This is a genomic window from Penaeicola halotolerans (assembly GCF_016464625.1).
GTDB lineage: Bacteria > Bacteroidota > Bacteroidia > Cytophagales > Cyclobacteriaceae > Penaeicola > Penaeicola halotolerans.
Window position 1 is genome coordinate 453,168 of the sequence record NZ_JAEAGO010000001.1, and the last position, 23,898, is coordinate 477,065.

Below are 23,898 nucleotides of genomic sequence, written 5' to 3' on the forward strand. Positions count from 1 at the left end.
ATAGGAGCGAATGGAATCTTTAGAATGGTTTATCTTATACACTAGCCCTAGGGCTGAAAAGAAGGTTAGAGATCGAGTCTTGGAGTTGGGAGTGGAGGCATTTTTGCCATTGATCACGGAGTTGAGGCAGTGGAGTGATCGTAAGAAGAAAGTAGAAAGGCCTTTATTTAATGGATATCTTTTTGTGAAAACCCAAAGGTCTGAGCTTTATAAAATCGTCCAAGTGCCTGGAGCGGTGAAGTTTGTGCATTTTGCTGGAGAGCATGCTCATGTGAGAGAGGAAGAGATCAATGCCATCAAACGTGTAGTAGAAACAGGAGTAGCCTATGAATTGTCAGATCAGGAGATCGAGGCTGGAGATCAAGTAGAGATCATGGGAGGAGCTTTACAAGGACTGACTGGAGAATGTGTGGAGAAAGGAAACAAAGATTACTTCATCATCAGAGTAGCTTCTATCGGACAAACTGTCATGGTACAGATTCCTGCCAAATTCCTCAAAGTCCAAAAAGGATCATAGCTATTAATTGAAATTTCAAAGTTTTTTAGCCCTACGGTTAAAATCAGCTTATCTTCGCATTTCTAATATCGATTCTCATGATCGATACCTTTAAAAAGACATGAAAAAAGTATTATTTATAGATAGGGATGGCACCATCATTCAAGAGCCTCCTGTAGATTTTCAAGTAGATAGCCTAGAGAAATTAGCTTTTCTCCCTGGGGTACTCTCAAACTTGAGAAAGATCGCTGAAGAGACAGATTATGAGTTAGTGATGGTCACTAATCAAGATGGATTAGGTACTGAGAGCTTTCCAGAGGATACCTTTTGGCCTGCACACAATAAGATGATGCAGACGCTAGAAGGAGAAAATATCCACTTTGCGAAAGTGCACATTGATCGTTCTTTTGAGCATGAAAATCTACCCACGAGAAAGCCAGGAATAGGTATGCTGAGTGAATATCTTTCGGGTGCGTATGATTTGGCGCATTCTTTTGTCATAGGTGATAGAAAAACAGATATCAAGCTAGCTCAAAACCTTGGTGCAAAAGCGATTTTCATAGGTGCTGAACCACAAGCTGATTCAGCCCTTACCACACTCAGTTGGGATGAGATTTATACATTTTTGAGATTGCCAGCACGTCAAGCACAAGTACAGAGAAAAACTTCCGAGACAGACATTTCTATTACGATTAATTTAGATGGTACTGGCAAATGTGATATCCATACTGGTTTAGGCTTCTTTGATCACATGCTAGAACAACTGGGTAAGCATGGAGGAACTGACTTAAGCATCCAAGTCAAAGGTGATCTGCATATCGATGAGCATCATACGATAGAGGATACTGCATTGGCGCTAGGAGAAGCTTATCTCAAAGCACTTGGAGATAAAAAAGGTATCTATCGTTATGGTTTTCTATTGCCAATGGATGATGTCTTAGCACAGGTGGCTATAGACTTTGGAGGTAGACCATGGATCGTCTGGGAGGCAGATTTCAAAAGAGAGCGCATAGGAGATATGCCTACTGAGATGTTTTACCACTTCTTCAAATCATTTAGCGATACCGCTAAGTGTAATTTAAATATCAAAGTAGAAGGTGACAATGAACACCACAAAATTGAAGCGATATTTAAAGGATTAGCTCGAGCGATCAAGATGGCCGTCAAGCGGGATCTATCAGCTCTGAATCAGCTCCCAAGTACCAAGGGAGTCTTATAATATCAAACGCCTGTCCCAAGAGATGGGCGTTTTTAGTTGAGTCTTCTTTGGTTAGGGTTGATGCGCGTGTAACCGATGATCTGATCATATCTGCCTCCAAAATCCCTGTAGTAGATGATGATGTCATACTCATTTTCTGTTTGGAAAAAGTTTCCCTCTAGACTAGTTCCAGCTTTGACCGCTTCAAAAATGAAATCATACCAGCCTTGTTTCAATAGCAACTCAGTATAGTGTACACCGTCATTGGGATCTGTTTTGAGTGTTGCTTCTGTCATTGAACCCCAGTTGCTGAGTGCTCCAAGTAGTTGATATTGTCCTTTTGGAGCTTCTAGTTCGAAGGTCGTATAGACATATTCACTTTCGAGCTGAGAGTTGCCGCGTTCTCTATTTTGGATTACATATTGCCCGTTGATGTCTAAATTTTCGGCAAAGGCTTGCTGTCCACGAGCTTTACTTCTTGCTACTAGTGCCATGACTTGCTCTTCTTCTATGATGATGTCGGCTACATTGCGACTTTTGAAGTTGACCGTACGCAAGTCCACAAATCTAAACTCATTACCAGCAGGAAAAGTAAGTTCATCCTCAAAGGCTCTAAACTCAAGTAGTTTGCGGTCTTCTCTAGCAAATGTTGGGGAGATTAATTTTTTGGCATTATCCCAGCGTTGGTTTTGTCTGATGCTGATTTTGAGATTTTCTTGCGGATTGATCACTTCAAAATTGGGATAATAAACTTCCACATTGACCTGCTGATGGCTTAGTCTTAGGGAAGTTTTGTTTGGGGCGATGATCTGGGCTTGAGCACTTACTCTAGGTTCGAATATCATAAAACGCTTGGTGAAAAGTACATCTTCAGGATTGCTATTTTGATAAGCTTTGAGGATGTAATTGCCACTTACGAGCAGATTGGGTAGTCTAAAAGTGTAATGCACATAAGGTATTCGCGTGTTGATAGAGTACTCGTATTGATTGATTCGAAATTGATTAAACTCCGTCAAATAATCTGTGGCTTTGAGCTTGGAAACTTCCCAGTCTGCATCACAGTGGATGAGCTCTATTTGATAGTCGGCCGCATCATAGGCGAGGTCATCAAACTTCAAAATCAAAGATTCTCCACCACCCAGTGCTATGATCGGAGGAGGCAGCGGAGCATCTAGAGGTGCATTAGATGGATACATGAGCACCGTCTTGATATGATCCACATAGACACTGTCTGTCCAGCGCTTTTGCGCCCAGATGGTAGTAAAGACCACCGTTAGTAACAGCAAAGTCAGTGTCAGTTTTTTCATTTTTTCTAGTTCAGTTGTGCTTCTAGGTTTTCAATTTCCCCTGCTAGCATCTCCCAAGTTTCATTGGCCTTTGCTAATTCTTGAGTGGCAGCTTGGTGGGCATCTGTTACTTTTTTAGCCTCATCTGCTTGTTCGTATAACGAAGGATCTGCCAATTGTTTTTCTAATAGTGCGATCTTTTCTTCGAGATCCATGATTTTGGCTTCTATCTCCTCTAGTTTTCGTTGCTGTTTTTTGAGGTCATTTTTGAGAAGCTTGGCTTCATTATCAGAGACTTTCGGAGTTGTTTTTTTGACAGCCTCTTTTGGCTGTGCAGTTTTCACTTCAGGTGCTTTATTGGCAGCTATTCTATTTTGCCAGTCGACAAATTCCTGATAAGTACCTGGATATTCTTTGATCTCTTGGTCTTCGATATACCATATCTTATTGGCCACACCAGAGATGAAGTGTCTATCGTGCGATACCGTGACAAAAGTACCTTCATACTGTTGCAATGCTTGTATCAGGATATTTACTGACTGCATGTCTAAGTGGTTGGTAGGCTCATCTAGCAGTAGGAAATTAGCTTCTGAGATAAGCGTTTTGGCAAGGGCTACACGGGATTTTTCACCCCCAGAGAGGACTTTTATTCTTTTGAATACATCATCATTCGAGAATAAGAAGCAGCCAAGCACCCCTCTTAGTTCAGTTTCTGATTTATCACTACCTGCTTGCTTAAGTTCTTGGAGGATTTCGTTTTCTACATCTAGTGCTTCTAGCTGGTGTTGGGCAAAGAATGAAGTGATGACATTATAGCCCTCCGTTCTTTCTCCTTGAAACTTTTCCGTATTGGCAATGATTCGTAGGAGTGTGGACTTTCCCTTTCCATTGGCTCCGATCAGAGCGATCTTATCGCCACGCTCGATCCTTCCAGTGGTATGTGAGAGGATATGCAGGTCTCCGTATGATTTGGAGATATCTTTTAAAGTGATGACATCTCTGCCTGACTTTTGAGAAAACTTGAATTTGAAGTTAACAGCAGCATTTTCATCTACCACATCTTCGATGATGTCCATTCGCTCGAGGGATTTTACTCGTGACTGGACTTGTCGAGCTTTGGTAGCTTTAGATCTGAATCGCTCGATGAATCTTTCCGTTTGCTTGATCGCGGCTTGTTGGTTTTCAAAGGCATTCTTTTGGATCTCGGACCTCATTTCTTTTTCTTCAATATAAAAAGAATAATCCCCAGAGTAGGTGATGAGTTTTGACTGAGTGACTTCTACGATGGTACTGACAGTATTGTCTAAAAACTGTTTATCGTGAGACACTACGATGACAGCTCCTTCATAAGATTTTAGATAATTTTCTACCCATTGGATCGATGGTAAGTCAAGGTGGTTGGTAGGCTCATCTAGCATTAGTAAAGAGGGCTTCTCAAGGAGTAGTTTGGCGAGCATGACACGCATCCTCCAGCCTCCAGAGAAAGTTCTCAGAGGCTTAGCCAGATCAGCAGTATTGAATCCGATACCTTCCAATACTTCCTCTGTTTTAGCCCTGATCGTGTAGCCATCGAGTGCATTGAAGCGGTCTTGAAGTACTCCGAGGCGATTGATCAATTCATCTGTGTAATTAGTCTCTATCTCATGGAGGAGCTTATCAATCTCATCTTGCAGTTTGAGCGTCTCGGTAAATGCCTGCATGGCAACATCTAAAATGCTGTCATCTGACTGATATGAAAGCAAATCCTGATTTAAAAAACCAATGCTACAGTCTTTGGCCTTAAGTATTTCTCCAGAGGAAGGTTGGTTGTCTCCGTTGAGTATTTTGAGTAGTGTGGATTTTCCAGTACCATTGAGTCCTACTAGGCCTATTTTATCTTTTGGCTTGATATGAAGTGAGGCATTTTCATAGAGCGCTCTTCCGCCTAGATAGTAGGATAAATTATTAATTGAAATCATGCTGCAAAATTAACAATCTCAGATTGAGAAATGACCGCTTACGATATTCTTTTATGTGAAAAGTAAAATTGTGTAAATTAGAGGGTTCAAATGTAAGTTCATCAAACCAATATATAAAAATGAGACAAATTAAAATAACAGGTGCGCTCTTAATGCTTGCTATCACAGGATCTTTATGGTCTTGTGGGGGAGCTTCTGAACAAGCCGAAACAGAGACTGCACCAGCAGATTTAGTCATTTTTGCTAAGGAAGAGGTAGATATTACAGGTGAAGGTGCTGATCTTCCTTTGGATAAATTGACGCTGCCTGAGGGGTTCAGCATAGAGGTATTTGCGGGTAACGTTCCTGACGCTAGATCACTTGCACTTGGAGACAAAGGAACAGTATTCGTAGGTAATAGAAGACAGAAAAAAGTATACGCACTAGTCGATAGTGATGGTGACGGCAAGGCAGATAAGCGTTATACGCTTGCCTCTGATCTGAATATGCCTAATGGTGTGGCTTTTAGGGATGGTGATCTCTATGTAGCAGAAGTCAATAGAATTCTAAGATTTCCAGATATCGAGAGCAATCTAGAAAGTCCAGGTTTTGAAATCATTTATGACCAATATCCTACGGAGACACACCACGGATGGAAATTCATCGCTTTTGGTCCTGATGGAAAGCTTTATGTGCCAGTAGGAGCTCCATGTAATATCTGTGAGTCTGAAGATGAAATTTATGCTTCTATCACCACTATCGATGTAGATGCAGATAATCCTACGCCAACGGTTTTTGCCCACGGAGTGAGAAATACAGTAGGTTTTACTTGGCATCCCACTACCAATAAGCTTTGGTTTACAGACAATGGTAGAGATATGATGGGTAATGATACGCCAGAGTGTGAGTTGAACTATGCGCCTGAGGCTGGTATGCACTTTGGTTACCCTTATTGGCACCAAGGTGATGTCAAAGATCCTGAGTTTGGGGATAAGAGACCAAATAGTGAGGATTTTACGGCTCCAGCAGCTAAAATGGGCCCTCACGTAGCGCCACTAGGGTTGAGATTTTACACAGGATCAAAATTCCCTGCAACTTATCAAAATAACCTCTTCATCGCTAAGCATGGCTCTTGGAATAGAGATGAGAAAAGCGGCTATCAAGTGACTACAGTGGCACTAGATGGAACAGATAAAGTAGCTTCTGAAAAAGTATTTATTGAAGGCTGGTTGGATAAAGCTTCACAAGAAAACTGGGGACGACCAGTAGATGTGATGGTCATGCCTGATGGTAGCATGCTGCTGTCTGATGATCAAGCTGGCTGCGTGTATCGCATTACCTACAAAGGTTAATTTTACCTTCAAAATGAAAGCTCAGGGATTATTTCTCTGAGCTTTTTTGTTTATCATTGACACCTGAAATAAACCCAATAATAGATGCAACTGATAGAATGTCCTAGAGATGCTATGCAGGGATTGACTGAGTTTATCCCCACAAATACTAAAATCGCTTACCTTAATCAACTATTGAAAGTAGGATTTCATTCTATTGATTTTGGTAGTTTCGTATCGCCTAAAGCCATCCCACAGTTGAGAGATACCGAAGAGGTTTTAGCGGGCTTAGACTTGTCAGAGACTAAGTCTTCACTTTTGGCGATCGTAGCTAATACTAGGGGGGCAGAACAAGCAGCTACTCATAAGGTCATTCAGTACCTAGGATTTCCGCTTTCTATTTCTGAGACTTTTCAGCAGCGCAATACCAATAAGTCGATTGCAGAGGCTTTTGTCCAACTGGAAGAGATCCAGCATATCTGCTTGAAACATAATAAAACATTAGTGACTTACATCAGTATGGGATTTGGCAATCCGTATGGAGAGCCATTTAGTGCTGAGATAGTAGGGGAGTTTGTCGCTAGTCTAGAAAAGATGGGGGTGAAAATCGTCTCTCTTTCAGATACTATTGGTAGCTCTAACCCTGATTTGATTTCTGCTATTTTCAAAGACAATATAGAAGCTTATCCAAATATCACTTTTGGTGCACACCTGCATAGTACTCCTCATACAATAGCGGAGAAAGTCATCGCTGCTTATGAGGCAGGATGTAGGAGATTTGATGGAGCGATTCGTGGTTTTGGTGGATGTCCAATGGCCAAAGATGACTTAGTAGGTAATATGGCTACAGAAGTGATGGTCGCCACACTAGAGGATCAGTTTGGTTTGTCTTTAGGACTTGACAAAAAAGCTTTAGGTGAGGCAATGTTGCTTTCTAATTCAGTTTTTCCACTGCATTAAAATACCCGGATACCGACTATCTTACTTTCGGGATTGATCTGTGAAAGATCGTTTCTAGCCAAATTTTGCTGATATAGATCAGTGAGATCATTGAAGAGAAACTCGATGTTTTTTAGTTCTGCTACAGAGACTGCGAGGCAGGCATCTTGTTCATAGGGGTGCTGGTCAAATTTATTGACTTCTAACTTCGAATAGGCAGTTTGTAATGCTGAAAGTGAACTTCCTACTTTGATATTTTCACTAGTTTGCCACTTATCAGATAAAATGATGATCTCTGATATCTCGGCTGCTGTAGGGTCTAATTCATAAGATAGGGTTGTCTTTACGAGTAAGTTTTCTTTTCCAAATCTATACACTGTAAACCAAGGAGTGTCTTTGCCAGTCTGATCTTGGAGCGTATCTAGTGTGACTTCCCAGTCATCTCTTCCATATAGATTGGTAGCTTCATCGCCTAATTTCAAATCACCCACTTGTCCCTCTAGGATGAGTTTCAACTGAGCCAGTGTATCGAGTGGCTGTTGCTTATTGTCAGGAAGTGAGCAAAATGTGAAGACTAAAAATGCCATATAGATAAGCCAGATACCTTTTTTCATTTTAGGAGGAGTTTATATTTTTTCCCAGGAAGTGCTTTGACTAAGCCCTGAAATTCTAAGTTAAGTAAAATACTGGCTACTTGGGAGATTGATAGCTGAACTTGCCAACTCAGTGTGTCTATATGTAAATCTGTAGCTGAATCAGAGAGTTGCTGAATGACTTTTTGTTCATTTTCTGAAAAGGCACTAAGATCTAGCGTTGCTTTTTGTGGTCTCGCACTGGTACTATCCTCTAGATCCCAGCCTAATGCTTGTGCTACTTGATGAGCGTCAGTATATATACTCGCTTTCATTTCTTTGATCAGGGCATTGCAGCCTGCTGAGTATTTGCGGTCAAGTCCACCAGGTACTGCAAAGACTTCTTTATTGTAGGAGTGAGCGATATTGGCAGTGATGAGCGCGCCACCCTTTTCAGCTGCTTCTACTACAATCAGGGCATCTGAGAGTCCTGATATGATCCTATTTCGCTGTGGAAACTGCCTAGGATCTAGCTTGCTAAATAGTTGAAATTCAGAAATCAGTCCACCTTTCTCAAGCATTTGTTTGGCGATACTTTTATGCTGGGTAGGATAAATCGTATCTAAGCTATTGGCTAAAACACCAATGGTTGGGAGCTGATGTGCCAGTGCGGCTTTGTGTGCTTGTATGTCTATGCCGTAGGCCAGTCCACTAATGATCGTAGGTTGATAAGACGCTAGGTCTGCGATGATTTGATCAGTGACTTCCTTGCCATAATCTGTCGCTTGGCGAGTACCCACGATAGAGATCATCCTAGGACTATTGAAATCCGCTGCACCACTTGTATACAAGACAGGAGGTGCATCCATTAGTTGGTTTAGTCGCTTAGGATAGTCTTTTTCGAGAAAGGTCAATAATTCGATGCCGAGATCTTCTGCAGCTTTGAGTTCTGCTTCGGCCTCCTTTAGGACATCACCCCTTTCCTTGAAGGCATTGACGAGTTTTTGCCCAACTCCTGGGATTTTAAGCATTTTGCCTGGTGGCATATTCAGTACTGCTTGTGGAGAACCCGCATAGGAGATAAGGGCCTTGAAGCCCACTTTACCTATAAAAGGGATTCTTGAGAGGGCTATATAGTATAGCTTATCATCAGCCTGCATTGGTATCAAGTTGGCCTTTGATCTCAGTCAAAAACGCTCGAATATTTTTAAGGGAGTTGATGATTTCTGATTTATCATCCATACTTCCTTGATCATTTTTGAGGACTTCTTGTGCGCCTTGCAGCGTATAGCCTTTTTCTTTGACCAAGTGATAGATAAAGGTCAGTTTCTTAATGTCTTCTTTAGTGAACTGACGATTTCCTTTTTTATCTTTTTTGGGTTTGATAGCCGTGAATTGACTTTCCCAAAAGCGAATCAATGAGGTAGCTACACCCAGTTTAGTAGCTACCTCACCAATACTATAGTATTTTTTCTCTATCTCTTTTTCCTTGTAAGGCATGAGCTTGAGGAAGGTTAAGAGAGTGACTGGTTTTCTTTACTTGCCAATTCGAGAATTTTCTCAAACTCATCTGGCTGGAGGTCTCTGAAGAAGTAGTTGACAGGATTGACATGCTTGCCGTCTTTCCATACCTCATAGTGTACGTGAGGAGCGGTCGATGAGCCAGTATTGCCTACATATCCTATGCATTCTCCTCTCTTTACTTTTTGTCCCTTTTTTACATTAAACTCATTCATGTGAGCATAGCGTGTCATCAAACCAAATCCATGATCTATTTCTACATACTTGCCATAACCATTGAGCAGCGTCACTACTTTAGTGACTACACCATCTCCAGTAGCATAAATTGGAGTGCCTTTAGGGGCTGAAAAGTCTACACCTGTGTGCATTCTGCGGACTTTGTAGATAGGGTGTAGTCTAATACCATAACCGGAAGCAAGTCTTTTTAGCTCTTGGTTGTTGATAGGTTGGATGGCTGGGATAGATGCCCAATAAACATCTTTATTAGTAGCCATCTCCGCCAGATCATCATATGATACTGATTGGATATAGAGTTTCTTTTTTAGAATATCTACTTTCTGGATAGTATTGAGGATGAGCTTTTCTTGTTTCAAACCTTCTTCACGAAGCTTTTGGTAGCGGTCTGATCCACCAAATCCTGCATTTCTGATGGTAGATGGGATAGGTTCTGTGCCAAAAAGTACCCGATATAAGTTGTCGTCTCTTTCTTGAAGCAAAGCGGTCATTTCAGCCATATTGCTAAGCTCTTTGTCCATCAGCTCATAGTAGTACTTTAGCTCTGCATTTTCCTTCTTGAGCATCAGCTCTTTAGGGCTATCAAAGTAGGTGTTGAATAAGATCAACATCCCAATAGCAAAGACCAATGAAAGAGATAAAAATCCTAGTAGGCGCATCGTAATCTCCCACTTAGTGCGAGTGATTCTTTCGTATTTACAGGTCTTAGAGTCGTAGTAATATTTTATTCTAGGCATTATTGATTAACGGCTAAATCTTCTAATTTTGTGCATGTTTGGCTTTTATAGCCCACATTTGTCAAATAAAACGCTAAGATAACAAATTTTAGCAATTCGAAATTAAGCATAACCCTCTTCACTAGATGAAAGCTAAGGAAATACGCAATCAATATATTGAATTTTTTAAAACTAAAGCACATGCTTATGTGCCATCTTCACCTATCGTAGTTAAAAATGATCCCACGCTGATGTTTACCAATGCTGGTATGAATCAGTTTAAGGATTATTTTCTAGGTAACGATGTTGCCAAGCAAACTCGTGTAGCTAACAGCCAAAAGTGCCTGAGGGTTTCGGGAAAACACAATGATCTGGAGGAAGTGGGTGTGGATACCTATCATCATACGATGTTTGAGATGCTAGGTAATTGGTCATTTGGAGACTATTTCAAAAAGGAAGCTATCGACTGGGCTTGGGAGCTTTTGACGAGTGTTTATAAGTTGCCTAAAGATAGACTTTACGTGACCGTATTTGGTGGAGATGCTGGAGATAGACTGGATAAGGACATGGAGGCGTATGATCTATGGAAAGCACATATATCGGAGGACCGTATTTTATTCGGCTCTAAAAAGGACAATTTTTGGGAGATGGGAGATACAGGGCCTTGTGGACCTTGCTCTGAAATTCATATAGACCTAAGAACTGCTGATGAGATAGCCAAAATCCCTGGAGCAGAACTAGTCAATAATGATGATCCTCAAGTGATTGAGATTTGGAACCTAGTTTTCATGCAGTTTAACCGGATGGCTTCAGGCCAATTGGTCAATCTGCCTGCTAAGCATGTCGACACTGGGATGGGCTTTGAGCGTCTGGTTCGTGCGATTCAAGGAAAGAATTCTAACTACGATACGGATGTTTTTACTCCATTGATCAACTACGTGAGTCAATCGGCTAAGGTCAATTATGGTAAAGATGAGAAAATAGATATCGCTATACGTGTAATCGTAGATCATATCCGTGCCATTTCTTTTACGATAGCTGATGGTCAGCTGCCTTCTAATAATAAGGCAGGATATGTCATCAGGAGGATCTTGAGAAGGGCTGTTCGTTATGGTTATACATTTTTGGGTTTTAGAGAGCCTTTTATGTATCAACTTCTACCGATTTTGGCTGATCAGTTTGGAGAGTTTTTTCCAGAGATCAAATCTCAGCAGGACTTCATCGCTAAAGTAGTACAAGAGGAAGAAAGCTCATTTTTAAGAACACTAGAGAATGGTTTGAAGAAACTTGATCAAATCAAAGAAGAGTTGATTGCCTCTAAGCAAACTACCATCTCAGGAAAAGTGGCTTTTGAGCTTTATGATACTTTTGGATTTCCACTGGACTTGACTTCTCTGATCGCAAGAGAAAACGGCTTTTCTATAGATGAGAAGGGTTTTGATGAAGAAATGGAAATCCAGAAAAACCGCTCCAGACAAGCCGCTTCTCAAGAAACGGGCGACTGGACGATCTTGCGTAAAGACGAAGGAGTCGAGTTTCTAGGATATGATCAGCTTAGCAGCGAGTCGCAGATCATCAAGTATAGAGAGGTCAAGGAGAAAGGAAATACAAAGTATCAAGTAGTGCTTGACAGGACGCCATTTTATGCGGAAAGTGGTGGACAGGTTGGTGATACTGGCTGGCTCGAAGCTGAAGGGCAACGCATAGCGGTGATCGATACTAAGAAGGAAAATGACCTGATCGTACACTTTGTCAATCAGCTACCATCTGATGCTTCTGTGAGTTTTTCTTCTAAAGTCAATGCAGAGCGCAGACACCTAACTGAGAACAATCACAGTGCCACGCATTTACTTCATGCAGCCCTAAGGGAAGTACTTGGAGAGCATGTGCAACAAAAAGGCTCTTTGGTAAATGATAAAATATTGCGATTTGACTTCTCGCATTTTTCAAAAATGACAGATGAGGAAATCTCTCGCGTAGAGCAGATCGTCAATGCCAAGATCAGAGCTAATATACCACTCATCGAGCAGCGAAATGTGCCGATAGAAGAAGCCAAAAAGCTAGGAGCCATGGCGCTTTTCGGAGAGAAATATGGGGATTTTGTGAGGGTGATCACTTTTGACAAAGACTACTCTGTAGAACTTTGTGGTGGGACACATGTGACAGCTACAGGGCAGATTGGTTTATTTAAAATCACTTCTGAAGGATCCGTTTCAGCTGGTGTTCGTAGAATAGAAGCAATCACTGCAGCGGCAGCAGAAGCCTATTTTCAGCAAAAGGTAGATCTCATTAAGTCACTAGAAGAGTTACTTAAACATCCTAAAGATCTTGAGAAAGCCGTAGAAGCGCTCATAGAAGAGAGAAATGGTCTGAAAAAAGAAATTGAAGCTTTGCATTTGAAACTTGCAGGTGACATTAAGTCTGCGCTTTTAGAGCAAGTAGTCGCTCATGGAGATTTTAACCTGCTCATTTCTGAGGTCGTACTTCCAAATGCGGATGCTTTGAAAAAACTCGCTTATGAATTGCGCAATGAAGTGCCTCGACTAGCACTTGTACTAGCAGCTAATGTAGCTGATAAGCCTCAAGTAGCCGTGATGTTAGCAGATGAGTTGACTACCGAAAAATCGCTCCATGCAGGTAATATGGTCAGAGAACTGGCTAAGGAAATCCAGGGAGGTGGCGGAGGTCAGCCTTTCTTCGCGACTGCAGGAGGAAAAGATATTAATGGCTTGAGCAAAGTAGTAGCTAAAGCCAAAGAAATGATCCAATCAATTGTCTAATCAAAACTCCAATAGGAGAATCTAAAATATGTTGAGTCCTGAAATCAGAGATAAATACACCGTAGTCATAGGTTTAGAAGTGCACGCACAGCTTTTGACTAAAAGTAAAATGTATGCTCCTGACTCTACCGAGTATGGCGCTTTGCCCAATACGCACATAAGTCCTATTACGCTAGGTCATCCTGGTACACTTCCAAAAGTGAACAAGCGCGCTGTTGAATTTGCAGTAAAGATGGGCTTAGCCTGTGGGTCTGAGATCACACGCCACAATATTTTTGCGAGAAAAAATTACTTCTATCCAGATCTGCCTAAAGGCTATCAAATCACGCAAGACAAAGGCCCAATCTGCATAGGAGGAGAAGTGCATATCAAAGCTAAAGATGGTCTAGAGCGTTCTGTGAAGCTCACTAGGATTCACATGGAAGAGGATGCAGGAAAGTCCATGCACTTAGCTGGTGAGGTAGATACTTTAGTGGATTTCAATAGAGCTGGTGTGCCTCTGATCGAGATAGTATCAGAGCCAGATATCCGAAGCTCAGAGGAAGCCTATGCTTATCTCGTAGAGATCAAAAAGCTAGTGCGCTACTTAGATATCTGTGATGGTAACATGGAAGAAGGCTCACTCAGATGTGATGCTAACGTATCTGTGATGCTCAATGGCGCGAAGGAATTTGGTAAAAAAGTCGAGGTCAAAAACATGAACTCATTCCGTAATGTACAGCGGGCTATCGAGTTTGAAGTGGAGCGCCAGATCACTGCTATAGAAAATGGTGAGAGTATCGCTTCTGAGACACGTACATTCGATGCGACTACTGGCACTACAGCAAGTATGCGCTCAAAAGAGGATTTGAATGATTACCGTTATTTTCCTGAGCCGGATTTGAGTCCTGTCGTCATTTCAGATGAGTGGTTAGAAGCTATTCGAGCGGAGATGCCTAGCCTTCCGCATGCACTTTATACCAAGTTTACGAAGACTTTTGGTTTGCCTGAGTATGATGCACAAGTTTTGACTGACTCTAAAGAGATCGCACTTTACTTTGAAGAACTGTGTGGCTTGACAGACAATTATAAAGCAGCTTCTAACTGGATGATGGGACCTGTCAAGTCTTATTTGAATGAATTGACACTATCAATTGATGAATTTCCTATTCGTCCAAAAGGTATAGCAGATTTGATTGCTTTGGTAGATGCTGGTAGTGTGAACTTCTCGGTAGCGTCTCAAAAGGTGTATCCTGAGATTTTAAAAAATCCTTCGGCATCACCGCTTAAGGTAGCTGAATCTCTCAACTTGATACAAGAAAGTGATGCTTCCTCACTTCAGCCGATCATCGATCAAGTGCTAGCAGCTCATCCAGATAAAGTAGCCGCTTATAAAGCTGGTAAAACAGGTCTAATGGGAATGTTCATGGGGCAGGTGATGAAAGAAAGTAAAGGGAAAGCAGATCCCAAAGTTGCAACCCAACTGCTCGAAAAAGCGTTAAGCTAATATTGTGAATTGTATAAAGGAGATTCTTCGGAATCTTCTTTTCGTTTAGAGAAATTTTATTCTGTAAAAAACTATACTTTATAATGAAAAAATTAAGTGTTGTCCTTTTGAGTTTAGTTACGGCATTTAGCTGCTCATCAGATCAATCAACAGCGGATGCTTTTGATGGAGAAGTGATCCTCAGTGGTAAAATCGAAAACCCTAGAGAAGGTTTAATCCTGCTAGAAGAGTTTACGGATGAGGGGGTTGTGGTGAGAGATACGATCTCATTGGATGCCCAGTCGAGCTTTGAACTACCTGTAGCTATCAAGGAGCCCACTTTTTTCTCATTTAATCTTTATGGAGAGCGTCAGATCACACTAGCGCTTTTTGCCTCGGATATTAAACTCACTGTGGATGCATCAGAGGGGGGCGACTATACAGTAGAAGGGTCAACAGATACAGAATATGTCAAGCAGATAGACGATGTCATGCAGCGATATCAAGAGACTATCAATGAGCTCAACACTGAATATTATGAGGCGATGTCTCAAAAGGATGAAGAGCAAATGAAAGCTATTCAGGCGAGAGGTTTAGCATCTGATAAGGCTAAAAATGATGAGTTGGTAAAAGTCATCAAAGATATGGATGGCTCTTTTTCAGCTATCTATGCGCTTCAGCATCTTAATACACGTGAGTATTTCGGCTTTTTAGATACTTTATCAGCTGATTTGGTGAAGAATTATCCAAATTCTAAATATACGATCAGGCTTCGGGAGCAGATAGACAATATGCGTGCTTTGAGTTTTGGGCAAGTAGCTCCAGAGATCGCACTTCCAAATCCAGAAGGTGATACGCTAAGACTTTCAGACTACAGAGGATCTTATGTGATGATTGATTTTTGGGCTGCTTGGTGCAGACCATGTAGAGCAGAAAACCCAAATGTGGTGAGACTTTATGAGAAGTATCATGACAAAGGATTTGAGGTGTTTGGTGTGTCACTTGATAGAGGTAAACCTGAGTGGGTGAAAGCCATAGCTGATGATGGATTGACTTGGCCTCAGGTATCAGACCTACAATATTTCAACTCTCAAGCAGCAGCTACTTATAAAGTTGATGCCATTCCAGCGACATTTTTACTAGATCCAGAAGGTAAGATCATCGCTAAAGACCTGAGAGGTCCAGCATTGGAGGCTAAGCTTGCAGAGCTTTTTGGAGAATGATTAGTTGATGAATTTATAGCAAAAGACATGGATGCTAGTCCATGTCTTTTTTGTTTTAGGATTACTTGGTTTGAGCCTTTTCATATAACTCCGTGCATTCATCAAATGAATTCCCTTCCATATGGATACAAGCACAAAAGTTAATGCAGGCATCTATATTCCCATTTGGATCACAATCAGCAATGCAGTCTTCATAAGTATTTCTAGTTTTTTTCTGATATGACTGCGTGACCATTAGAACTGTTAATATGATCGTAGCGATGACTCCAATGAAAAACTTTACTGGAAATAATTGATTTACAGAGTGTTGAGCCAGCGGTATTATTGGTGGCTTAATGCCTAAAGGAAGCACATACTTGATTTTGTCATAGTCGTAGCAGATCAAGTACAGATTGGCCAACACCATTAAAGGAGAAGTCACGAGTGAGCCATCAAATCCTACAGATAGAGAGAGTATGCAGATATTGAGAATAATCGGGAAATAGATCAGGGCACCCAGTGTAGTCGTACGTGGAATGAGTAGTAGAATAGCCGCCAAAACTTGCATATAGCCGATAAAAGGGTAGTAGTATCCTGTATGAAAGAGTGCTTCGAGATAGTTGCCCATAGGATGCTCATTTGACAACGAAGTGAAGCGTTCTCCAATGATCTTGGTAAGTCCTGAAGGGATAAATCCTGCGGCTAATGCAATACGGTTGAAGATGGCAAAGTAGCGATACCATTTATTAGCTTTGATATCAGCATGGATTTGATCGAGTGTTAGTGATAGTTTCATTAGTGGTGTCAAAAGCAAAAGCCTCTCACAAGGAGTGAGAGGTGTGAAGTTTAGTGATCAGATGGTTAATTCCAAAGTGTACCATTGAGACCAAGGACCGTTCCTACCCATAGTATCACGACATAGCCTACAATACTGACAAATGTAGCTAGGATAGTCATCCATCCACCTTGATATCTGAGAGGATTCATCAGGTTATAAAATAGACCTCCCATAACACCCGCTGTAGGAACTACGAGTAGTGGCTTGATCATCCAGTATTTTCCCCAAGCTGGATCTGGATTTTTGACTCCTGATAAGAAAACAATGATCAATATTAGTGCAATAGCACCACCTAAGATCATACGCTTAGTTGTTGAGCCTTTTTGAATAGGCTTAGTTTGAGTGTTCATGATGTTTTGTCTAAAAGTTCAATGATTATAAAAGTACTTTGTAATTCAAAGTAATGGAGAAATAAAAAACCTTCCAAACAAATGCTCAAATATTTTTTAATCTTTATAAGCTATTGATTAGAAGGATTGGTTTGGTTATTTCTTTTTGACCACAAATGCTATCACCGCGGCAGTCAGTGCTCCCATGAACATAGATCCGATGACACCTTGGATGATGTAACTCTTCAAGTTAAAGTATGCTTCCAACTCTTCCGCTGATCCCTTGTTCTCTGCTATGCCATAGGCTATGGCATTAGTCAAATAATCTGGACTGATATAGCCTAAGCTGATATAGATGGCTAATGGACTGAGGGCTGCTACAAATAAGGAAATGTATAAACCAGCGACAAATCCTTGTAGCCAAGTGATACTGCCGCCAAGTTGGCTGCGTTTTTCTCTTAGGGCAAAATAATAAACGAGAATAGAGGGAATCGCATAATAATTGGTGTAGGAGGCATGCTGTGCAATGAGTTCATCATGCCATCCCATGAGCTTTTCAAAAGTTAGCCAAAGGATTGTCATTAGGCTAAATATGACTGCCCATTTGATTTCAAGGGTAAATTTCTTCATAGTCTGTGTTGGTTTATTTGTTAAACCAATTTACACAGAATTCTAATGATTCAGAATAACGATGAAAATACTTGTGGAGCTTTTGATCTAGGCTTAGTTAGGGTTTATCTTTTTGATCTTAAGTGAGATGTCATCGTCACCTTTTTCTAATCGCACACTGACCATATCACCGATCACTAACTGATCAAACTTAGCCTCTGTGACGCGATAGTGGTGCTCATCATCCAATACCACATAGTATCTAAAGTGAATATTGATATTGGGTTGATAGGATAGCGGTTTCACACTGTCGATAGGCACCATGCTCTTAAATTTATCTGTTACTTTCGCGAGGTTTTCGCCAGCGGGCTCTTCTTCATCTTCTTTGGATACGCTGGAAGCAACTACATCTACAGACTTGATGATTTTTTCGAATTGATTGTGTTTAAAAGTTATTTTATCTGTTGGATAGATGTATTGAGATACATGTTCTGGCTTTACGAGATATTCTTCTCCTGCCACCTTGATGCCTAGGTAGCTATCGACCTCTTGCTTATTTCTATTAGTTACGAGTAGTATTTGGTAAACATCTGCGATATCTGCCTGTCTTGTAAGTTCGAAGCTATTGCGCTTGATGCTTATCCATTCTGTATACTTTTTTATACCAATCAAAAAAGCGATCAAATTAATACTAGCAAATATGCTGAATACGATATGATCGACATCTAGATATAGGATCACAAAAATAGAGGAGATCATCAATGCACCTGCTACATAGGTGAGTACTTGATAGGGAAGAAAGGTATTTTTTATACTGCGCATCTCTTGTGGAGAGATGTCCGTTTTTTTAATGATTTTCAAAACTAGCTTAGGCTGATGTAAATGTCTCGCAAGGTAAAAAGAATATACCTGCTAAAACATCACCTTTTATGGGTATTTTTCTTGCTTGAGTGAAAATAAAAAACCTGCAAATACAAGACTTGCAGGTTTTCGTTTTGATGAAAATGTATAAGATCTAGTTCATTTGTTTTAGAATGAGCTTGACAGCCTCTTCTATTTGAGGATCATTTCCTTTGAGTCGATCTTTAAATGTCTGATCCACTTCTATATCAGGCTGAACACCAGTTAGTTCGAGATCATTTCCCTCCAAATCATAAAGTCCCCAGGCTGGCATTCTATGTGATGAACCATCTACTAGGCCAAATGCAGAAGTGAATATGATCCATCGGTAAGTTTCTTTACCCATAATAGTCCCTAGCTTCAAAGCTTTGAAGCCAGCGGCAGTCACCTCGGCATCACTGAGACTTTGCTCATTGATCAGCAGTACGATAGGTTTATCTGAAGGAGTGAAGTTTGGTTGAGAGGTTGGATTCCCTTCTCTGTATTGCCAGTTGGCATAGGTTTTCTGACTGAGTGTTTGCAGCACTTTATCATGTACATTGCCACCAGTATTATTTCTCAAATCCAAGATGAGTCCATCTTTATACTGTGCTTCATTGGCCATTTCTATGAGAAATCTTTCTAATTCACCACCGCTCATATTTTTCATATGGATGTAGGCGATTTTTTGATTACTCAATTCGTCTACTTTGGCTTGGTTAGCATCCATCCACTCATCATAAAGTAAGTTAGAGTAAGCGCCAGTGCTAATAGGATGTATCTTTACCATTTTACTATTTTTACCATCACTGAATGTCAGTGTAAGTTCAGGCGAGATATCAGCACTGGTGAGGTATTGATACATGTTGACCTTGGAGTCGATCTTTTGTCCATTGATTTCGGTGAGGATGTCTCCCGATTTTATGGTATTGTTTGGGTAATCAAGGGGTCCATTTTTGATGATATAATCTACTGTGTAGGGTTTGTCCGTTTGAAATACTATACCAAGCATCGCAGTTCTTTGACGATAGTAGCTAGATTCTTCTCTTCCTGAGCTATTAAAGCCCATGTGAGAAGCATTGATCTCGCCAAGCATCTGATTGGTCAACACACGAAGGTCAGATCGATTGGTCACCTTAGGTAAGTGTACTTCATAGGTCTTTTTGATGGCTTTCCAGTCTATGCCATGAAAGTCTTTATCATAGAAATTCTCAGCAATATTTGCCCATGTCTCATAGAACATTTGCTCAAATTCAGCTCTGAGGTTCTTCTCAAATCGGTAATCTATACTGATCTTTTCGACTGTGCCAGCATCTACTTTGAGTTGATGGATATCTCCACCCATCAGTCCATAGATATTAGATTTGGCTGCTACTATATTATTGATACTTCCTCTGGTTCCTTTAAACTTTTCTGTTTTATTATTTTCAAAAGGCGCTATTTCTGTTTTCCAAAGCGTAAATCCTGCACCATCTTGATTGGAATTATAGAGCACTGTATGCTTTCCATCTTTGACAATGGTAAAAGGGCTCACCTGAGAGTTGCTAGCTGTAGTCACTTGTTCCCATCGCTTCTCTATATCTTTGAAATCAATGCTTACATTTATTTTATCGCCTTTTTTGTCGAGACCTTCATCCTCGAAGAGTTTTTCAAACTCATCACTTTTAAAAGGCTCCATCAGCTTGACAAGTGGGATACGGTAAATTTTTGGGCTTGTAGCACCAGTAGGATAGGAAGGCTGCGTACGATCTGTAGAAAAGTAGATATACTGTCCATCAGCTGAGAAGTGAGGACTGTTTTCGGAAACCATAGTGTGTGTCAGATTGGTGATCTGCTTGGTTTCTAGATTGACTATGATGATTTCCTTCTCAAAATTTCTAGTGCTATTGAAGGCTAGAAATTTATTGTCTGGAGAGAAGTGTGCTGGATTATTTTGAAATCCCCACAGCTCATCCGATGCAACTGTTTGCACTTTGAGATCGGTAAGATTGATCACTTTGACATCATTTCTCCCACTATAGAAAGCCATTAACTTCCTATCAGCTGACATCACAAGATCACGATCATGCTGCTCTTGAGAGGTGATTTGCTTTGGAATTCCCTTACCATCTGCTGCAGCAGTATAGAGGTTTCTCCAGCCTTTGTTGGTTTGATTGAATATTAAAGTTTTATTGTCCTCAAGCCAATTGACTTCTTGAACTCTTTCATGCAGAGGTGTAGGGATTCTTTGGGTAAACTTTCCTTTGATATCAGTCACAAAGAGGAGTCCTCTAGAAACAAAGGCGATCTTCTTGCCATCTGATGAGATATCATAGTGGCTGATGTTTCCACTCGTGTTAAAAGTTTGACTAGTTTCTAGGGCATTGGCACTACTGATGCTGATGGGTATCTCTTTTGTAGATTTATCAGCAGGGTAGTAGGCAAATAGCTGATAGTCTTTTTCGAACACGACCACTTGTCCATTGGCACTCACTTGTGGATTTCTGATGGCTGTTTTGAAGTTTGTCAAGGCTACTTTTTTACCCTGTTCTAAAGTATAAAGGTTCATTTCCTCATTGACTTCATCAGAAGCAAAGTATAGCTGTCCAGCTTTCGAAAAGCTAGGCCACATGTCCTTGCCTTCATAGTTGGTTAATTGCTCATAGCTATCTTTTTTGATATCATAGGACTTGATATCAGGGTTAAAAGCCCCTTTGTAACGTTTGCGAGAGGCTTGATTGTAGCTCTCCCATGAATCTGTGAAGAAATACTGCTCTTTGTTCAGTGGATTTTCTAGTAAGTCGTGAGGGATATTAAAGTAATGTCCAAAAAGTCGCTTGGGGGTACCACCTGCTAGCGATACTTGATAGGTGGAGACCCTATTGTAGCGATTAGAGGAAAAGTAAAGCTGCTCACTATCCCAGCTCCAAGAACTCATCAAATCCGCGCCATCGTGATAGGTAAGTTGTCTGATATCACCGCCATCGATAGGCATGACATAGATATTTGGATTGCCGTCTTGAGCGCCAGTAAAGGCTAGCCATTTGCCATCTGGAGAAACCCTTGGGTGAGATTCATCTCCAGGCATTGCGGTGACTCTACGCGCTGTACCACCTTTAGTTTCTGTGACCCAAATATCCCCCTGATAGGCAAAGTACACTTGGGTACCGTCAGGGTTTGGGGCAGGATGTGTACTAAAGTAGGCGTTTTGAGCTTTTAGTGAATAGCCAAAAGTCAAGCCTATAGATAACATGAGTATTTTCTTGATCATGATGTATAGCTGCTTAGATTAGTTTGGGTGTTTTACATAGCGTTCAAAGAACTCAATGATGCGATTGAGCCTGTCCATGCGTCTATGGATAGCGCCAGATCTGCTGAGTTCGTGTCCTTCATCTGGATAGCGTACATACTCAGTTTCTTTGCCTAGGATTTTCAAACTTTTGTAGAGTAGCTCAGACTGTCTGACACCTGTGCGGTAGTCTACGCTACCATGTTGAATGAGTAGTGGCGTACGGATGTCTTGCACATAGTTTTGGGGAGAGTTATAGTCTAGGATTTCTTTGACACCGTCTTCCCATGGATAGCCAAAGTGATTAGGGACGAGTCTCCAAGCATTGCCTTCCCCCATGAAGAAAGTAAGTTCATACACGCCACGCTGCGCATAGGCAGCCTTGAATCTGTGGTCATGTCCTACGATCCATGCGGTCAGATAGCCAGCGTAGCTACCACCTGTTAAGACATATTGATTGCGATCTATCCAGCTGTATTGCTCTGTAGCGAGATCGAGTGCTTCGAGTACATCAGCGGCAGGTCCATCTCCCCAGTTGCGATAGTTTCCTCTCTGGAAGTTTTTGCCATAGCCACCACTTCCTCTCGGATTGGCGTATACCACTCCATATCCCCATGCAGCCATGAGTTGAAATTCATGCCACATACTAAACTCGCCAGGTCCCCACATCGCACTTGGTCCACCATGCATCTGGAGTACTGTTGGATACTTAACTCCTTCTTGGCGCTTAGCTGGCTCCATCACCCAATAGTCTATTTCATAGCCTTCTACTGTAGTATACCTGTGGGCGGTAGGCTCTACGATCAGTCTGTTAGCTAGCCAAGACTCATTAAATTTTGTGAGTTGTTTGGTTTCTACTTTTTTTCCTTTGATCTCTCTGAGATAGAGTTCACTTGGATTTGCTACTTTGGTGAGGGTGTAGAGTATTTTATCATTTGCCAAAGCAAAATCTGTCACACCAACTGGTCCAGAGATGGTTTCATTGATCTCTGCAGTTTTGACATTATATTGGTATAAGGTAAATCCTCCTTGGTTGGCAGCTGTGAAGTAAACTGATTGACCATCTGGTGACCAAGTATGGCTCCCAGCGCTTCTATCTAGTTCTTCAGTGATCCATTGGGTATTAGTGCCTTCAGCACTGACTACTCCTAACATACTCTGGTTGTAACTGCTTTCTCTGATGTCTTGACCTCCAAATAGCACGAGTTTTCCATCTGGAGAATAGACTGGGTTACCTACTCGATGATTAGTGATATGAAGAAATAGAGATGCTTTTTTATCACTAAGATTGATTTTATAAATGTCGGTATGCATTGTTCTGTCAGGATGTTCTTCATACTTGACAGAGGTAGCTAGTAGGTGGCTCCCATCTGGTGCCCAAGTAGCACTGTAGTAGTTTTGAAAGCCATCAGTTAGTTGTATTTGTTCGCGATCGCTCAGTCTTATCGAGAATAGATGGCTGAAGTAGAGGTCTGGAGAAAGTGATTTTTCACCTAAAAAATTCAATCTATCAATCACTGTAGGGTCATTTTTGGCTGCATTTTCTGCTAGCCAAGCACGAACTTCTTCAAGTGTGCCATCAGGATTCCCTTTGATAGAAGGTTTTTCTTTTGCTTTGTAGTTAGGTTCATCACCATACTTTCTTCCTGGACGCTCATAAGGCCAAGTTGGTTTTCCTTCGAGATCCCACATAGGGATGGTGCTACTGAAAAGTATCTGAGAGCCATCAGGAGACCAGCTTGGCGCGCTAGCGCCATTAGGATGCTCAGTGAGAGCAAATGCTTCTCCTCCAGCTATCGGTAGTAGCCATATCTGATTCGATCTAACGAAGGCTATGTGTTTGCCATCTGGAGAGATCGCAGGCTGACTATCATTTTTATCCCCATGGGTGAGTTGTTTGAGCTCACCTGTGCTGAGGTCTACCCACCATAGATGACTTTGATAGTTGTACTGATTTTCGCTTTTGTGTTGAATACTATTTTTGACAAAAACGGCCCATTTGCCATCATTTGAGATATCTTGACCACCTGTGGTGACGATCTTAGTCAGGTCGCTAGTTTTGATCAATGTTTTTTCTTGAGCTAGGGCTGATAGGTTTAAAAGGAATAACCCTAGTAAAAGCAGCAAGTGATTTTTTCTTTTTATCATAGGTTGTTTCGATCGTTGGATCATTAAATATAGTTTTCTTTCAGATAAGTACTGCATTTTCAAAGCAGACACTTATTGGTTACTTGGCTTTTTTTTTCGTAAATAGCATTAGGTTTATTCAGTTTGAGTGCATCTTATTTGGGACTTTAT

General features: G+C 41.1%; 19 protein-coding genes. 7 read left to right on the forward strand and 12 right to left on the reverse strand.

All coding sequences use genetic code 11. The features are described from left to right. The first annotated feature begins 10 nt into the window (after positions 1-10). Both I5349_RS02020 and hisB read left to right on the forward strand, forming a co-directional pair. Positions 11-517: a UpxY family transcription antiterminator gene (locus I5349_RS02020; protein WP_226389056.1), complete on the forward strand. Its 507-nt coding sequence runs from the start codon at positions 11-13 to the stop codon at positions 515-517. A gap of 100 nt (positions 518-617) precedes the next feature. Further along, a complete protein-coding gene (gene hisB, locus I5349_RS02025; RefSeq protein ID WP_226389057.1) occupies positions 618-1,715 on the forward strand; it encodes a bifunctional histidinol-phosphatase/imidazoleglycerol-phosphate dehydratase HisB in 1,098 nt (365 codons plus the stop codon). Between the two features lie 32 nt (positions 1,716-1,747). On the opposite strand, the gene I5349_RS02030 is transcribed toward hisB, so the two are convergent. Both I5349_RS02030 and I5349_RS02035 read right to left on the reverse strand, forming a co-directional pair. After that, positions 1,748-3,001, reverse strand: a complete 1,254-nt coding sequence (locus I5349_RS02030) for a type IX secretion system plug protein (protein WP_226389058.1) — start codon at positions 2,999-3,001, stop codon at positions 1,748-1,750. Positions 3,002-3,006: 5 nt separating this feature from the next. Continuing rightward, complete coding sequence (locus tag I5349_RS02035; RefSeq protein ID WP_226389059.1) at positions 3,007-4,938, reverse strand: ABC-F family ATP-binding cassette domain-containing protein; 1,932 nt, start codon at positions 4,936-4,938, stop codon at positions 3,007-3,009. A gap of 119 nt (positions 4,939-5,057) precedes the next feature. On the opposite strand from I5349_RS02035, the gene I5349_RS02040 reads away from it, so the two are divergent. Together I5349_RS02040 and I5349_RS02045 are read left to right on the forward strand one after the other, a co-directional pair. Further along, entirely contained in the window at positions 5,058-6,269 is a 1,212-nt protein-coding gene (locus I5349_RS02040) for a PQQ-dependent sugar dehydrogenase (protein WP_226389060.1), read from the forward strand. An 84-nt stretch (positions 6,270-6,353) separates the two neighbouring features. Then, positions 6,354-7,208 carry a hydroxymethylglutaryl-CoA lyase gene (locus I5349_RS02045; RefSeq protein ID WP_226389061.1) on the forward strand — a complete coding sequence of 285 codons (855 nt, stop codon included), beginning with the start codon at positions 6,354-6,356 and terminating at the stop codon, positions 7,206-7,208. Here the strand turns inward: I5349_RS02045 and I5349_RS02050 are convergent. From I5349_RS02050 to I5349_RS02065, 4 genes are read right to left on the reverse strand one after another with little or no spacing between them, the layout of a single operon-like run. Further along, positions 7,205-7,801 (reverse strand): hypothetical protein, encoded by a 597-nt coding sequence (locus I5349_RS02050; RefSeq protein ID WP_226389062.1) that lies wholly within the window; start codon positions 7,799-7,801, stop codon positions 7,205-7,207. The two genes, I5349_RS02045 and I5349_RS02050, sit on opposite strands and share 4 nt — an antisense overlap. Continuing rightward, positions 7,798-8,919, reverse strand: a complete 1,122-nt coding sequence (dprA, locus tag I5349_RS02055) for a DNA-processing protein DprA (RefSeq protein ID WP_226389063.1) — start codon at positions 8,917-8,919, stop codon at positions 7,798-7,800. Before dprA ends, I5349_RS02050 begins: the two co-directional genes overlap by 4 nt. Beyond that, a complete protein-coding gene (locus I5349_RS02060) occupies positions 8,909-9,259 on the reverse strand; it encodes a MerR family transcriptional regulator (RefSeq protein WP_226389064.1) in 351 nt (116 codons plus the stop codon). Before I5349_RS02060 ends, dprA begins: the two co-directional genes overlap by 11 nt. A 14-nt stretch (positions 9,260-9,273) precedes the next feature. Beyond that, the gene (locus I5349_RS02065; RefSeq protein WP_226389065.1) at positions 9,274-10,251 is read right to left on the reverse strand and encodes a M23 family metallopeptidase; all 978 of its coding nucleotides are present in this window, start codon (positions 10,249-10,251) and stop codon (positions 9,274-9,276) included. A 125-nt stretch (positions 10,252-10,376) separates the two neighbouring features. Here I5349_RS02065 and alaS point away from each other — a divergent pair, with 125 nt between their 5' ends. From alaS to I5349_RS02080, 3 genes are all read left to right on the forward strand, one after another. Then, entirely contained in the window at positions 10,377-13,010 is a 2,634-nt protein-coding gene (alaS, locus tag I5349_RS02070; RefSeq protein ID WP_226389066.1) for an alanine--tRNA ligase, read from the forward strand. Between the two features lie 28 nt (positions 13,011-13,038). After that, positions 13,039-14,496, forward strand: coding sequence for an Asp-tRNA(Asn)/Glu-tRNA(Gln) amidotransferase subunit GatB (gene gatB / locus I5349_RS02075; protein WP_226389067.1), 1,458 nt, complete (start codon positions 13,039-13,041; stop codon positions 14,494-14,496). An 83-nt stretch (positions 14,497-14,579) separates the two neighbouring features. Then, on the forward strand, positions 14,580-15,698 hold the full coding sequence (locus I5349_RS02080) for a peroxiredoxin family protein (protein WP_226389068.1): 1,119 nt from the start codon (positions 14,580-14,582) through the stop codon (positions 15,696-15,698). 61 nt (positions 15,699-15,759) lie between these two features. Here the strand turns inward: I5349_RS02080 and I5349_RS02085 are convergent, their stop codons facing one another. The 6 genes from I5349_RS02085 to I5349_RS02110 form a co-directional block, all read right to left on the reverse strand. Beyond that, positions 15,760-16,473, reverse strand: coding sequence for a DoxX family protein (locus I5349_RS02085; RefSeq protein WP_226389069.1), 714 nt, complete (start codon positions 16,471-16,473; stop codon positions 15,760-15,762). Between the two features lie 65 nt (positions 16,474-16,538). Continuing rightward, positions 16,539-16,865: a potassium transporter KefB gene (locus I5349_RS02090; protein WP_226389070.1), complete on the reverse strand. Its 327-nt coding sequence runs from the start codon at positions 16,863-16,865 to the stop codon at positions 16,539-16,541. 135 nt (positions 16,866-17,000) lie between these two features. Further along, on the reverse strand, positions 17,001-17,474 hold the full coding sequence (locus tag I5349_RS02095; RefSeq protein WP_226389071.1) for a DUF4199 domain-containing protein: 474 nt from the start codon (positions 17,472-17,474) through the stop codon (positions 17,001-17,003). Positions 17,475-17,567: 93 nt separating this feature from the next. Further along, entirely contained in the window at positions 17,568-18,314 is a 747-nt protein-coding gene (locus I5349_RS02100; protein WP_226389072.1) for a hypothetical protein, read from the reverse strand. 154 nt (positions 18,315-18,468) lie between these two features. Further along, positions 18,469-21,582, reverse strand: a complete 3,114-nt coding sequence (locus I5349_RS02105; protein WP_226389073.1) for a S41 family peptidase — start codon at positions 21,580-21,582, stop codon at positions 18,469-18,471. An 18-nt stretch (positions 21,583-21,600) separates the two neighbouring features. Next, positions 21,601-23,748, reverse strand: coding sequence for a S9 family peptidase (locus I5349_RS02110; RefSeq protein WP_226389074.1), 2,148 nt, complete (start codon positions 23,746-23,748; stop codon positions 21,601-21,603). Between the last annotated feature and the right edge of the window lie 150 nt (positions 23,749-23,898).